Source organism: Pseudomonas sp. PS02288, from assembly GCF_029959715.1.
In the GTDB taxonomy this organism is placed as follows: domain Bacteria; phylum Pseudomonadota; class Gammaproteobacteria; order Pseudomonadales; family Pseudomonadaceae; genus Pseudomonas_O; species Pseudomonas_O kuykendallii.
Window position 1 is genome coordinate 1 of record NZ_JASCPA010000039.1, and the last position, 11,918, is coordinate 11,918.

Here is an 11,918-nt window from a genome sequence, read left to right on the forward strand (position 1 = left end):
CGGCGCCACGCCCGCGTCCGCTGGGCGTGCACGACGTGGTCCGCCGCGATCCGCACCTGCCCTCGCGAATCGTCGAGAACCTGTTCTGGTTCGGCCGTTACGCCGAGCGCTGCGACGACCTGACCCGCCTGCTGCGCGTGGTTCTGTCGCGCTATGTCGGCGACGACGACGAACCCATGGCGCTGGCGACCGCGCTGCAACTGGCCGAGTACCTCAGCGTGCTGCCGGACGAGGAGGAGGGCACGCTGGAAGAGCGGCTGTTCGTCGCCCTGCTCGGCGAGGACTGGATCTACAGCCTGCGCGCCAACCTGCAGCGGCTGAACTGGACCGCGTCGCAGGTGCGCGGGCGGCTGTCGCGGGAGAACTGGCTGGCGCTGATGGAAATCCAGCGCGAGGCGCAGACCCTGGAGCGCGAGGAGGCCGACCTCGGCGAGCTGCTGGACTTCCTCAACCGCCTGCTGATGTCGCTGTCGGCGCTGTCCGGCTTCGCCCTCGACGACATGACCCGCGACGACGGCTGGCGTTTCCTGATGATCGGCCGACGCATCGAACGGCTGCAGTTCCTCGCCGAAGCCATCGCCGGATTCCTCGATGGTGAGGCCGTGCAGGACCAGGCGGCGCTGGAGTGGCTCCTCGAGCTGGGCAACAGCACCATCACCTACCGCTCGCGCTACCAGGCCGCGCCGCAGTTGATCCCGGTGCTCGACCTGCTGCTGCTGGACGAGCAGAACCCGCACGCGGCGCTGTTCCAGCTGCTCGAGCTGGAGAAGGCGCTGGACCACCTCAGCGAGCAGTTCGGCAGCCAGCACGAGTTGACCTTGGCGCTGCTCACCGACCGCCTGCGCCTGGTCGACCTCGGCACCCTGGAAAACGCGCTGTTCGGTGAGGCCGGCAAGCGCGCCGTGCTCAACGGCCTGAGCCAGTTGCTGCGCGCGGTCGGCGAGGCCGCCGGGCAGCTTTCCGATCGCCTGGCGCTGCGCTTCTTCGCCCACGTCGATGCCAGCCAGCAGACGGTGTCCTCATGAGCGCGCGCTACCAGGTCATCCACGACACCCACTACCGCTACGCCACCGCGGTGTCGCTGGCCAAGCAACTGGCGCACCTGTGGCCGCGCGACTGCGCCTGGCAGCGCTGCATCGTCCGCGAACTGAACGTCGAGCCGGCGCCGACGCAGCGCCGCGACGAGCTGGACATCTTCGGTAATCCGCTGACCCGCCTGGCCTTCGAGCGGCCGCACGAGGAGTTGCGCGTCGAGGCGCGCCTGGACGTGGAGATTCTCGCTCGGCCGCTGCTCGATCCCCTGCAGTCGCCGCCCTGGGAGGACGCCAGCGCCGCGCTCTCCTACAGCGGCGCGCCGCTGTCGACCGAGGTACTGGAAGCCGGCCGCTTCCGCTTCGAGTCGCCGGCGGTTCGCCTCAAGTATTCCTTCGTCGATTACGCCGAGGACTGCTTCACCGCGGGCCGCCCGCTGCTGCAGGGCGTCCAGGCGCTGATGCAGAAGATCTTCCGCGAGTTCACCTTCGATGCCACCGCTACCCAGGTGGCGACGCCGCTGCTTGAGGTGCTTGAGAAGCGCCGCGGGGTCTGCCAGGACTTTGCCCACCTGATGATCGCCTGCCTGCGCTCGCGCGGCCTGGCGGCGCGCTATGTCAGCGGCTACCTGCTGACCCAGCCGCCGCCCGGCCAGCCACGGCTGATCGGCGCCGATGCCTCGCATGCCTGGGTGTCGGTGTACTGCCCGCGACAGGGCTGGGTGGATTTCGACCCGACCAACAACGTGCAGCCGGGCCTGGAACACATCACCCTGGCCTGGGGCCGCGACTTCTCCGACGTGTCGCCTCTGCGCGGGGTGATCCTCGGTGGCGGCAGCCACGACCCCGACGTACAGGTCACCGTCACCCCGGCCGGTGAGGTGGCGGTGGCTCCCGGGCGTGAGTAGCGCCCGGGAGCGTCGTTTCACTGCGGCGTCTGCGGCGTCACCCGCCACACCGTATCGCCGACGTCGTCGGCCACCAGCAGCGCGCCCTGCTGGTCCGTCGCCACGCCCACCGGACGGCCGAGGGCTTCGCCGTCGTCACTGAGGAATCCGGTCAGCACGTCTTCCGGTGGGCCGGCCGGGCGACCGTTGGCGAAGGGCACGTAGATCACCTTGTAGCCGCTGCGTGGCTCGCGGTTCCAGGAACCGTGCTGGCCGACGAAGGCGCCGCCGCTGTAGCGCTTGAGCAGGTCGCCCCGATAGAAGGTCAGGCCCAGCGACGCGGTGTGGGCGCCCAGCGCGTAGTCGGGAACGATGGCCTTGGCCACCAAGTCGGGGCGCGGGGGCTGGACACGGCTGTCGACGTGCTGGCCGTAGTAGCTGTAGGGCCAGCCGTAGAAACCGCCGCTCTTCACCGAGGTCATGTAGTCGGGCACCAGGTCGCTGCCGATCTCGTCGCGCTCGTTCACCGCCACCCACAGCTCGCCGCTTTCCGGTTGCCAGGCCAGGCCGTTCGGGTTGCGCAGCCCGGCGGCGAACAGCCGCGAGGTGCCGCGGGCCGGGTCGACCTCGAGGATGCCGGCGCGGTCGCGCTCGGCGTCGATGCCGTTCTCGGCGACGTTGCTGTTGGAGCCGACGCTGACGTAGAGCAGCGAACCATCGCGGCTGGCGACCAGGTCCTTGGTCCAGTGGTGGTTGATGCTGCCGGCCGGCAGGTTGACGATCTTTTTGCCTGGCTCGTCGATGCGCAGCGCGCCCTCGCGGTAGGGGAAGCTCAGCACGGCGTCGGTATTGGCGACGTACAGGGTGTCGCCTACCAGCGCCATGCCGAACGGCGAGTTGAGGCCTTCGATGTAGGCGCTCCGGACTTCGGCAACGCCGTCGCCGTCGGCGTCGCGCAGCAGGGTGATGCGGTTGGCGCTGCCCAGCCCGGAGCCGGCGCGCTGCATGCCCTTCTTGGTCAGCCAGGCTTTCACGCCGTTGCCGTCGTCCGGTTTGGGCGGCGCGTCGGTTTCCGCGACCAGGATGTCGCCGTTGGGCAGGACCAGCAGCGTGCGCGGGTGATCCAGGCCCTGGGCGAACGCACGCACCTGCAGGCCCTGGGCGGCGACTGGCGTCTGGCCCTCGGCCCAGCCACGCGCCTTGGCGATGTTCACCGTCGGCAGGAGACTGGAGGCGGGCTCGGGCAACCGGGGTTGCGGGCCGTAACTGTCGGCGATCGGCAGCGTGGCCTTCTCGCAGCCGACCAGTGCGACGCAGAGGGCAAGGGTGAGCGGCAGGGTGGGTAGGCGGTTCATCGCATCTCCGGGGTTCAGGGGAGTCGTTCTCGTGGGTGAGTCTCGTCGTCCGAGTCGTTCGGTGAAACCTTGGGAATGACGAAGAAGATGATCAGGGCGAGCAGGGTGCTGAGTAGCGCCGTGGCTTCGCGGCCCATGCCTACGGCAATGCCGATGGCGGCGGTCAGCCAGATGCCGGCGGCGGTGGTCAGGCCGTGCACTTCATGGACGCTGTTGCCTTTGATGATGGTGCCCGCGCCGAGGAAGCCGACGCCTGCGGCGATGCCCTGGATGACACGGCTCAGGGCGTCGTGCTCGGCCCCGGACATGTGCGGGGCGAGCACGAACAGCGCGGCGCCGAGCGACACCAGCATGTGCGTGCGCACGCCGGCGGCCTTGCCCTTGGCGGCGCGCTCGTAGCCCAGCGCGCCGCCGAGCAGGGCGGCGAGGCCCAGGCGCAGCACCAGGCGCGTGGTTTCGGCAAGGTCCGGCAGGTCGGAAAACTCTTCGGCGACCGTCGCGCTGATGATCTGCCACCACTCCATGCACCGCTCCCGCCGTCATGCGCCCGCTCGCGCCTCGGCAGTTTTGACCCCGCCGCGCTGCGAGGGTTTTATCCGCGCATCGAACGCGCGGCACGACCTACGGCATGACCTCGAAGCGCAGCACGCCGATCATCTGGCCGGCTTCGGTGACGACCTGCACCTGCCAGTCGCCGACCACGTCGTCGGGGAAGTTCTGCTTGTGTGTCCACGAGCGGTAGCCTTCCTTGCCGCCGCCGTGGATGTCGAGGGCGATGCGGTCGACGATCTGCCCGTCGTGCTGCCAGACGTGATAGATGCGCTCCTTCAGTCCGCGCGGCGCGTTGATCCGGGTGAAGGCGTAGAGACCCTGGCTCTTGAGCTGCGCGGCGCTGATGCTCTCCACGCTGACGCCGGGCTTGCGGGTAAGGTCGTCGAACTGCTCGGTGACCGCCACTTCGCCCAGCCAGAGGGTCGACGGCGGCACCCACAGCCGCGCCTGCCAGCCCACCGCGCCGAGCACCAGCATCAGCGCCAGCGAGATCAGCCAACGCCGCCAGCCGGCCAGCTTGAGGCTGCCGATCAGGCTCGGGAACGACAGCACCGCGGCCACTCCGAGCGACCAGGCGTAGGCCTGCGGCGTGCTCAGGTGAAGGATGATCGGCAGCGCGGTGAGCAGCACGGCGAAGAGCGTCAGGCTGTGGAACGACATGAATACCCAGCGCCGCGCGGCCAGCCCCTTGTAGTACAGCGGGTCGGTGATCGAGGCCAGCGCCGCGGCGCCGAGCAGGCCGGTGAACAGCGCCTGGCCGCTGTTCCAGGTCGTGGTGATGAAGAAGAACGGCAGGACGAAGAACAGGCTCTCCTGGTGGATCATCTGCGTCGCATAGCGCAGCAGCGGCGGCGGCAGGTCGAAGCCGAACCAGCGTGCAGTGCAGCGGCGCAACGTGCTTTCGAGCACCAGCCAGAGCCAGCTGACCAGCATGGTCACGGCGATCAGCTTGGCCAGGCTGGCTTGTCGGTCGACCAGCAGGAAACTGGCCAGGCCGGAGACGAAGCCGAACACGGCGATCGCACGCGGGTAGCGTCGCAACAGCTCGGTGACCAGGCCGACCAGGCGCGCGATTCGGGTTTTCCAGACGGACATGCGCTTCTCGGAGCCGTAAATGGGGGCGTTCAGGTAGGGGCGTCGGCTGTCAGCGCGGCTCGCGGTCTTCCCACTTGGGCAGCACGGTGGGCCGCCAGGCATCCAGCAGATCGAGCAGGCCGGAGGCGGAGTCGCTCAGCTGCAGCATCTCGCGGTGCGGCGGACGGACGAAGCCTTCGTTCACCAGGTGATCGAGAAATGCGCCGAGCTTGCCGTAGAAACCCATCACCTCGAACAGGCCGAGGGGTTTGGCGTGATAGCCGAGCTGGCCCCAGGTCCACACCTCGAAGAGTTCCTCCAGGGTGCCGAGCCCGCCCGGTAGGGCGATGAAGGCATCGGAGAGTTCGGCCATGCGCGCCTTGCGCGCGTGCATGCCGTCGACCACTTCCAGGCGCGTCAGGCCGGGATGGCCGATCTCCGCGTCACGCAGGCTTTGCGGAATGATGCCGATGACTTCGCCGCCAGCCCTGAGCGTGGCGTCGGCGACGATACCCATCAGGCCCACCGCGCCCCCGCCGTACACCAGCGTCATGCCGCGTCGGGCGATCTCTTCGCCGAGCCGCTCGGCGGCCTCGCGGTAAACAGGATCCCGGCCCGTGCTGGCACCGCAGAACACGCAAACGGAACGTAACGACATCATCTACTCCGTGGTCATTCAGGCACACAGAGTAACGGCCCGCACCGGGCGGGGCCATGCTTTCAGACGAGTCGTTCGGCGTCGGGGCTGATACCGCTGGCACCACAGGCATAGGCCGCCAGTACCGCGCGCAGTAATTCGTTGAGATACATCATTGCTCTCCTAAAGTGGCGTTGACGGTCTCATCCTATAAGGTCAGGGTATGCCCCACTCGTTGAGAATCTGTATCAACCCGATAGTCCGACATGCGGATTCCGGGTGCGCGGTGTCAGCGATATCCCGGCCCACGAAGCCAGGACCATCGCCGGCCACGACGTTATGCTGCGGCACGGCGTCTTTGCGACACGGCGCCGCAGGTGCTGTGTAAGAAGCCGCTGCTCTGGCAGTCTTGACGGGATGACTCACTGCCAATGCCCTACTGCCCAGGAGGCAAGATGATCCGCAAACTCGCAATCGCAACCCTGCTCGCCGTCGCCAGCGCCCCGGTCTTTGCCGCCGAATGCAAAGTCGATATCGAGGCCACCGACCAGATGACCTTCAACACCAAGGCCGTTCAGATCAGCAAGAGCTGCAAGCAGTTCACGGTGAACCTGAAACACGTCGGCAAGCTGCCGAAGAACGTGATGGGCCACAACTGGGTGCTGACCTCCGCCGCCAACGAGCAGCCGGTCGCCACCGACGGCATGTCCGCCGGCCTCGACAAGAACTACATCAAGGAAGGCGACGACCGCGTCATCGCCCACACCAAGGTGATCGGCGGCGGCGAAAGCGACTCCGTGACCTTCGATGTGTCCAAGCTGGCTGCCGGCACCGACTACGCGTTCTTCTGCTCGTTCCCGGGCCACGTCGCGATGATGAAGGGCACGGTCACCCTGGTCGACTGAGTCGTCCATCGATCGAAAGAAGGCCGCTTCCGAGCGGCCTTTTTCATGCCCGGCGTTTCTTTCAATGGACGCTGCCAGGTCGGTCATTCCGTTTTTTCCTGCTGCGCTCAGAGGCGCTCGAGCATCCAGCGCACGAAGTCGCGCACCTTCGGCACTTCGGCCACCTGCTCCGCGTAGGCCAGGTAGTAGGCGTTGTGGCTGCTCATCGCGTGGTCCCAGGCGACCACCAGCTTGCCTTCGGCGAGCTCCTCCTCGACCAGGAAGCGCGGCAGCAAGGCCACGCCGCAGCCGACCTGGGCGGCGCGGATGCACATGTAGAAGCTGTCGAAGCGCGGCCCGTGATAACTGTGTTCGGTGTGCAGGCCCTGGCCGAGGAACCAGTCGTGCCAGGCTTCGGGGCGGCCGGTGTTCTGCAGCAGGACGAAGTCGGCGAGCCGGGTCGGGTCTTCCAGCGGCTGTTCGGGCAGCAGCCCCGGCGCGCATACCGGCAGCATCTCCTCGTCGAACAGACGCACGCATTCGGCGCCCGGCCGCGCACCCTGGCCGAAATAGAACGCCAGGTCGCTGCGGCCCTGGATCAGGTCGTCCGGCTCGCGTTCCTGGCGCAGGTCCAGGTGGATCTGCGGGTATTCCAGGCGCCAGCCCTTGAGTCGCGGAATCAGCCAGCGCGCGGCGAAGGTCGGCGGCGCGCAGACGCGCAGCACCTCGGTCTCGCCGCCGTAGGAGCGCAGGTAGTGGGTCGACATTTCGATCTGGGTGAGGATCTTGCGTACCTCGTCCAGGTACAGCGAGCCCGCCGGGGTCAGTTGCAGGCGACGGCGCACGCGGCGCAGCAGCAGATGCTGGATCTGCTCCTCGAGCTGGGCGACCTGCTTGCTCACCGCGCTCTGCGTCAGGCTCAGTTCCTCGGCGGCGCGGGTGAAGGACAGGTGCCGCGCCGCCGCCTCGAAGCATTGCAGCGCGGTGAGCGAGGGCAGGTTGCGTTTGTTGAGCATGGCGGCCTCGGGTGGAGGGGTCTTTGCATGAGCGAATGGAATGATAACTGGAACAATGCTCGTTTGTTGGCACGCCCGGTAGCCGCTATTAATAAGGCATCCCTCGTCACCGATTTTCAGGAGTTCGCATGCTCGGCCCATTGTTCGACCGTCTGGGGCTTTCCCCGCAGCTGATCCAGCAGGGCGATCTCGCCGTGCACACGCCCATCGACGGCAGCCGTATCGGCAGCGTCGCGCTGCAGGGCGCCGCCGATGTCGAGCAGGCGGTCGGGCGCGCCGAGCGGGCGTTCCAGGCGTGGCGCTCGGTGCCGGCGCCGCGTCGCGGCGAGCTGGTGCGGCAGTTTGGCGAGGCGCTGCGGGCGCACAAGGCCGACCTCGGCGAACTGGTGTCCTGGGAGGCCGGCAAGATCACCCAGGAAGGGCTGGGCGAAGTGCAGGAAATGATCGACATCTGCGACTTCGCCGTCGGCCTGTCGCGTCAGCTGTATGGCCTGACCATCGCCTCGGAACGTCCCGGCCATCACATGCGCGAGAGCTGGCAGCCGCTGGGCGTGGTCGCGGTGATCAGCGCCTTCAACTTCCCGGTCGCGGTGTGGGCGTGGAATGCCGCACTGGCGCTGGTCTGCGGCAACCCGGTGATCTGGAAGCCGTCGGAGAAGACCCCGCTCACCGCGCTGGCCTGCCAGGCGCTGTTTGACAAGGTGGTCGCCGGTTTCGACGGCGCGCCGGAGTACCTCAATCAGGTGCTGATCGGCGATCGCAGCGCCGGCGAAGCGCTGGTCGAGGACCCGCGCGTGGCGCTGGTCAGCGCGACCGGCAGCACGCGCATGGGGCGCGAGGTGGCGCCCAGGGTCGCCGCCCGTTTCGCCCGCAGCATCCTCGAGCTGGGCGGCAACAACGCGATGATCCTCGCGCCCAGCGCCGACCTCGACCTGGCCGTGCGGGCGATCCTGTTCAGCGCCGTGGGCACCGCCGGGCAGCGCTGCACCACGCTGCGCCGGCTGATTGCCCACGAATCGGTGAAGGAGGAGATCGTCGCCCGGCTGAAGGCGGCCTACGCCAAGGTGCGCATCGGCCATCCGCTGCAGGGCAATCTGGTCGGTCCGCTGATCGACCGGCAGGCCTTCGAGGCGATGCAGGGCGCGCTGAGCCAGGCGCGCGGCGAGGGCGGCAAGGTGTTTGGCGGCGAGCGCCAACTGGCCGAGCAGTTCCCCGAGGCGTTCTACGTGTCGCCGGCCATCGTCGAGATGCCCGAGCAGAGCGACGTGGTGCGCGGCGAGACCTTCGCGCCGATCCTCTACGTCATCGGCTACAGCGACTTCCAGCAGGCGCTGCAGCTGAACAACGCCGTGCCGCAGGGGCTGTCCTCCTGCGTGTTCACCAACGATGTGCGCGAGGCGGAGCAGTTCATGTCCGCGACCGGCAGCGATTGCGGCATCGCCAACGTCAACATCGGCCCGAGCGGCGCGGAGATCGGTGGCGCCTTCGGTGGCGAGAAGGAAACCGGCGGCGGCCGCGAGTCCGGCTCCGATGCCTGGCGCGCCTACATGCGCCGGCAGACCAATACAGTGAACTACTCGCGCGAACTGCCGCTGGCGCAGGGCATTACCTTCGACTGAACAGGCGGCGTTTCAGGATCTGCCGGGCATCGGCTCGCTGGGGAGCCTAAGGAAAGGAGTGTCGGACATGACCATGCTGCGCCAGGAATGTCTGTGGGAAGCGCTGACCCCTAAGCGGCCGCGTGCGGCGGCGCTGGCGGGGGAGCACAAGGCCGACGTGTGCGTGATCGGCGCCGGCATCACCGGGCTGTCGGCGGCGCTGCACCTGCTCGAGCGCGGCAAGCGGGTGTGCATCCTCGAAGCCCATGAAGTGGGTCATGGCGGTTCGGGGCGCAACGTCGGGCTGGTCAACGCGGGCATGTGGATCGCCCCGGACGAGATCGAGGCCGGCCTCGGCCTCGCCGTCGGCCAGCAGCTGAACCAGACGCTGGGCGCGGCGCCCGCGCTGGTGTTCTCCCTGGTCGATCGCTACGGCATCGATTGCCAGCTGCGCCGCGAGGGCACCCTGCACATGGCGCACAACCCCGCCGGGTTGGCCAACCTGCGCAGCCGCTGTGAGCAATGGCAGCGCCGTGGAGCGCCGGTCGAGCTGCTCACTGGGCAGGCCTGCGTACGCGCCACCGGTACCGAGCGGATCGCCGGCGCGTTGCTCGATCGTCGCGCCGGTACGCTCAACCCGATGGCCTACACGGTCGGGCTGGCGAATGCGGTGCAGCAATTGGGCGGCGAGCTGTTCGAGCATTCTCCAGTCGCCCGCCTGGAACGCCAGGGCGCGCAGTGGGTGGTGCGCAGCGAGGCCGGGGCGGTGCTCGCCGAGCAGGTCGTGATCGCATCCAGCGCCTACACAGAAGGGGAATGGAGCGAGGTGCGGCGGCATTTCTTTCCCGGCTTCTACTACCAGGTCGCCTCGACGCCGCTGCACGGTGAGGAAGCGACGCGCATCCTGCCGGGCGGGCAGGGGTCCTGGGACACCCGTCAGGTGCTCAGCAGCATCCGCCGCGACGCCGACGGCCGCCTGCTGCTCGGTAGCCTCGGCAACGGCACGCGCAAGCCGGCGTGGTTCCTGCGCGCCTGGGCCCGGCGCATCCAGAAGCACTACTTTCCCTACCTGCCGGCGGTCGATTGGGAATACACCTGGACCGGTTGCATCGACTTCACCCCTGATCACCTGATGCGTCTCTTCCAGCCGGCGCCGGGGCTGCTCGCGGTGGCCGGCTACAACGGTCGTGGCGTCACCACGGGCAGCGTGGTCGGCAAGGCCTTCGCCGATTACCTGTGCACGGGGAACTCCGCCGCGTTGCCGATGCCGTTCCGCTCCACGCCTGCCGTCAGTGCACCGCGGTTGCGCAGCGGGATGTACGAACTGGGATTTTCGCTCTACCACGCCGGGCAGTGCCTGCGCGTGGTGATCTAAGTGTGTTCGGAGGGCTGACCAGCGATGGTGCGGGTGGGTATTTTCGGTGCACCAGCGGCGGGCGATTCCCCCTCGCTAAGTGGCCGTTACCGAAAGTAAAAATGGCCTTCCGGGCGGCCTGTCGCATATCTGCCCGAAAAAGGCGCATTGAAATAGAGGGTCATTAAATTTTTTTTCGAATCCTCTGATTTTTTGACAAGACCCTCTGTTTCTTCCCGTTCGGCCGGAGTTTCTTCTGGATGGCACAAGGCTTGCTCTTGCAAGCTGCCAATCCAAACCCCTCAGGGAGCAACTCCATGCCTCACAAGTCTTTCAACAAAGGTGTTCTGGCTTTCGCTGTTGCAAGCGCGATGAGCCTCTCCTCTTTTGCATACGCAGACGTAGTCATTGGTGTAGCCGGTCCGATGACCGGGGGTAACGCCGCGTTCGGCGAGCAGCTGTGGCGTGGCGCTGAACAAGCCGTCGCCGACATCAACGCTGCCGGTGGCATCAACGGTGAGAAGATCAAGCTGGTCAAGGCGGACGACGCCTGCGAGCCGAAACAGGCCGTAGCGGTCGCCAACCGTCTGGTCGACTCCGACAAGGCCGTCGCCGTGGTCGGTCACTTCTGCTCCTCCTCGACCATGCCGGCCTCCGAGGTCTATGACGAAGCAGGCATCATTTCGATTACCCCAGCGTCGACCAACCCGCAGGTTACCGAGCGCGGCCTGACCGGCGAATTCCGCATGTGCGGTCGTGACGACCAGCAGGGCGTGGTTGCCGGCGACTACATCGTCGATACTCTGAAAGCCAAGAAAGTCGCAGTCATCCACGACAAGGACACCTACGGCCAGGGCCTGGCCGACGCCACCAAGATGGAGCTGAACAAGCGCGGTGTTAAGGAAGTCCTCTACGAAGGTCTGACCCGCGGCGAGAAAGACTTCAACGCCCTGGTCACCAAGATCCGTTCCACCGGCGCCGAAGTGGTCTACTTCGGTGGTCTGCATGCCGAAGCCGGTCCGCTGGTCCGCCAGATGCGCGAGCAGGGCGTCACCGCCAAGTTCGTTTCCGGCGACGGCATCGTCACCGACGAATTCGTCGGCACCGCTGGGGGCCCGCAATACGCCAAGGGCGTGCTGATGACCTTCGGCGCCGACCCGCGTCAGATCCCGGATGGCAAGGCAGTCATCGAAAAATTCCGCGCCAACGGTTATGAGCCGGAAGGCTACACCCTGTACTCCTACGCCTCTATCCAGGCCATCGCTGCCGCCTTCACCGGCGCCAAGAGCACCGAAGGCGCCAAGGCTTCGGCCTGGCTGAAAGCCAACCCGGTCTCCACCGTCATGGGCAAGAAGGAATTCGATGCCAAGGGCGATCTGAAAGTCTCCGACTACGTGATGTACGAGTGGGACGACGCTGGCAAGTACAAGCAACTCTGATGTCAGTCGAAGCCCCCGTGCGGTGATCCCGCACGGGGGCTTCGGGTATTTGCGTCGAGCCTCGGAAGGGCGGCGCGGCCTCGGTCGCCCG

The 11,918-nt window shown here is 67.2% G+C and carries 12 protein-coding genes; 6 read left to right on the plus strand and 6 right to left on the minus strand.

Translation table 11 applies throughout. From position 1 onward, the window contains the following. Both QMX85_RS15405 and QMX85_RS15410 read left to right on the plus strand, forming a co-directional pair. Positions 1-1,025: alpha-E domain-containing protein (locus QMX85_RS15405; RefSeq protein WP_282342274.1), on the plus strand; the 1,025-nt coding region annotated here is incomplete at its 5' end. Next, a complete protein-coding gene (locus QMX85_RS15410) occupies positions 1,022-1,939 on the plus strand; it encodes a transglutaminase family protein (RefSeq protein ID WP_282342276.1) in 918 nt (305 codons plus the stop codon). The genes QMX85_RS15405 and QMX85_RS15410, both read left to right, overlap by 4 nt. Positions 1,940-1,956: 17 nt before the next feature. On the opposite strand, the gene QMX85_RS15415 is transcribed toward QMX85_RS15410, so the two are convergent. The 4 genes from QMX85_RS15415 to QMX85_RS15430 form a co-directional block, all read right to left on the minus strand. Then, positions 1,957-3,273 (minus strand): sorbosone dehydrogenase family protein, encoded by a 1,317-nt coding sequence (locus QMX85_RS15415; protein ID WP_282342277.1) that lies wholly within the window; start codon positions 3,271-3,273, stop codon positions 1,957-1,959. Positions 3,274-3,287: 14 nt separating this feature from the next. Continuing rightward, the gene (locus QMX85_RS15420; RefSeq protein WP_282342279.1) at positions 3,288-3,797 is read right to left on the minus strand and encodes an MgtC/SapB family protein; all 510 of its coding nucleotides are present in this window, start codon (positions 3,795-3,797) and stop codon (positions 3,288-3,290) included. 97 nt (positions 3,798-3,894) lie between these two features. After that, complete coding sequence (locus QMX85_RS15425) at positions 3,895-4,920, minus strand: DUF5924 family protein (protein ID WP_282342281.1); 1,026 nt, start codon at positions 4,918-4,920, stop codon at positions 3,895-3,897. 49 nt (positions 4,921-4,969) lie between these two features. Beyond that, positions 4,970-5,557, minus strand: coding sequence for a TIGR00730 family Rossman fold protein (locus QMX85_RS15430; protein WP_282342283.1), 588 nt, complete (start codon positions 5,555-5,557; stop codon positions 4,970-4,972). A 434-nt stretch (positions 5,558-5,991) separates the two neighbouring features. Between QMX85_RS15430 and azu the strand changes: the two genes are divergently transcribed. Next, entirely contained in the window at positions 5,992-6,441 is a 450-nt protein-coding gene (gene azu / locus QMX85_RS15435) for an azurin (RefSeq protein WP_090223801.1), read from the plus strand. 107 nt (positions 6,442-6,548) lie between these two features. Here the strand turns inward: azu and QMX85_RS15440 are convergent, their stop codons facing one another. Then, complete coding sequence (locus QMX85_RS15440) at positions 6,549-7,436, minus strand: LysR substrate-binding domain-containing protein (RefSeq protein WP_282342288.1); 888 nt, start codon at positions 7,434-7,436, stop codon at positions 6,549-6,551. Between the two features lie 128 nt (positions 7,437-7,564). On the opposite strand from QMX85_RS15440, the gene QMX85_RS15445 reads away from it, so the two are divergent. Both QMX85_RS15445 and QMX85_RS15450 read left to right on the plus strand, forming a co-directional pair. After that, on the plus strand, positions 7,565-9,055 hold the full coding sequence (locus QMX85_RS15445) for an aldehyde dehydrogenase family protein (RefSeq protein ID WP_282342289.1): 1,491 nt from the start codon (positions 7,565-7,567) through the stop codon (positions 9,053-9,055). Between the two features lie 67 nt (positions 9,056-9,122). Further along, positions 9,123-10,409: an FAD-binding oxidoreductase gene (locus QMX85_RS15450; protein WP_282342290.1), complete on the plus strand. Its 1,287-nt coding sequence runs from the start codon at positions 9,123-9,125 to the stop codon at positions 10,407-10,409. Between the two features lie 86 nt (positions 10,410-10,495). Here the strand turns inward: QMX85_RS15450 and QMX85_RS15455 are convergent, their stop codons facing one another. Then, the gene (locus tag QMX85_RS15455) at positions 10,496-10,672 is read right to left on the minus strand and encodes a hypothetical protein (RefSeq protein ID WP_282342292.1); all 177 of its coding nucleotides are present in this window, start codon (positions 10,670-10,672) and stop codon (positions 10,496-10,498) included. A gap of 33 nt (positions 10,673-10,705) precedes the next feature. Here QMX85_RS15455 and QMX85_RS15460 point away from each other — a divergent pair, with 33 nt between their 5' ends. Beyond that, positions 10,706-11,827, plus strand: a complete 1,122-nt coding sequence (locus tag QMX85_RS15460; RefSeq protein WP_282342294.1) for a branched-chain amino acid ABC transporter substrate-binding protein — start codon at positions 10,706-10,708, stop codon at positions 11,825-11,827. Positions 11,828-11,918: the final 91 nt, after the last annotated feature.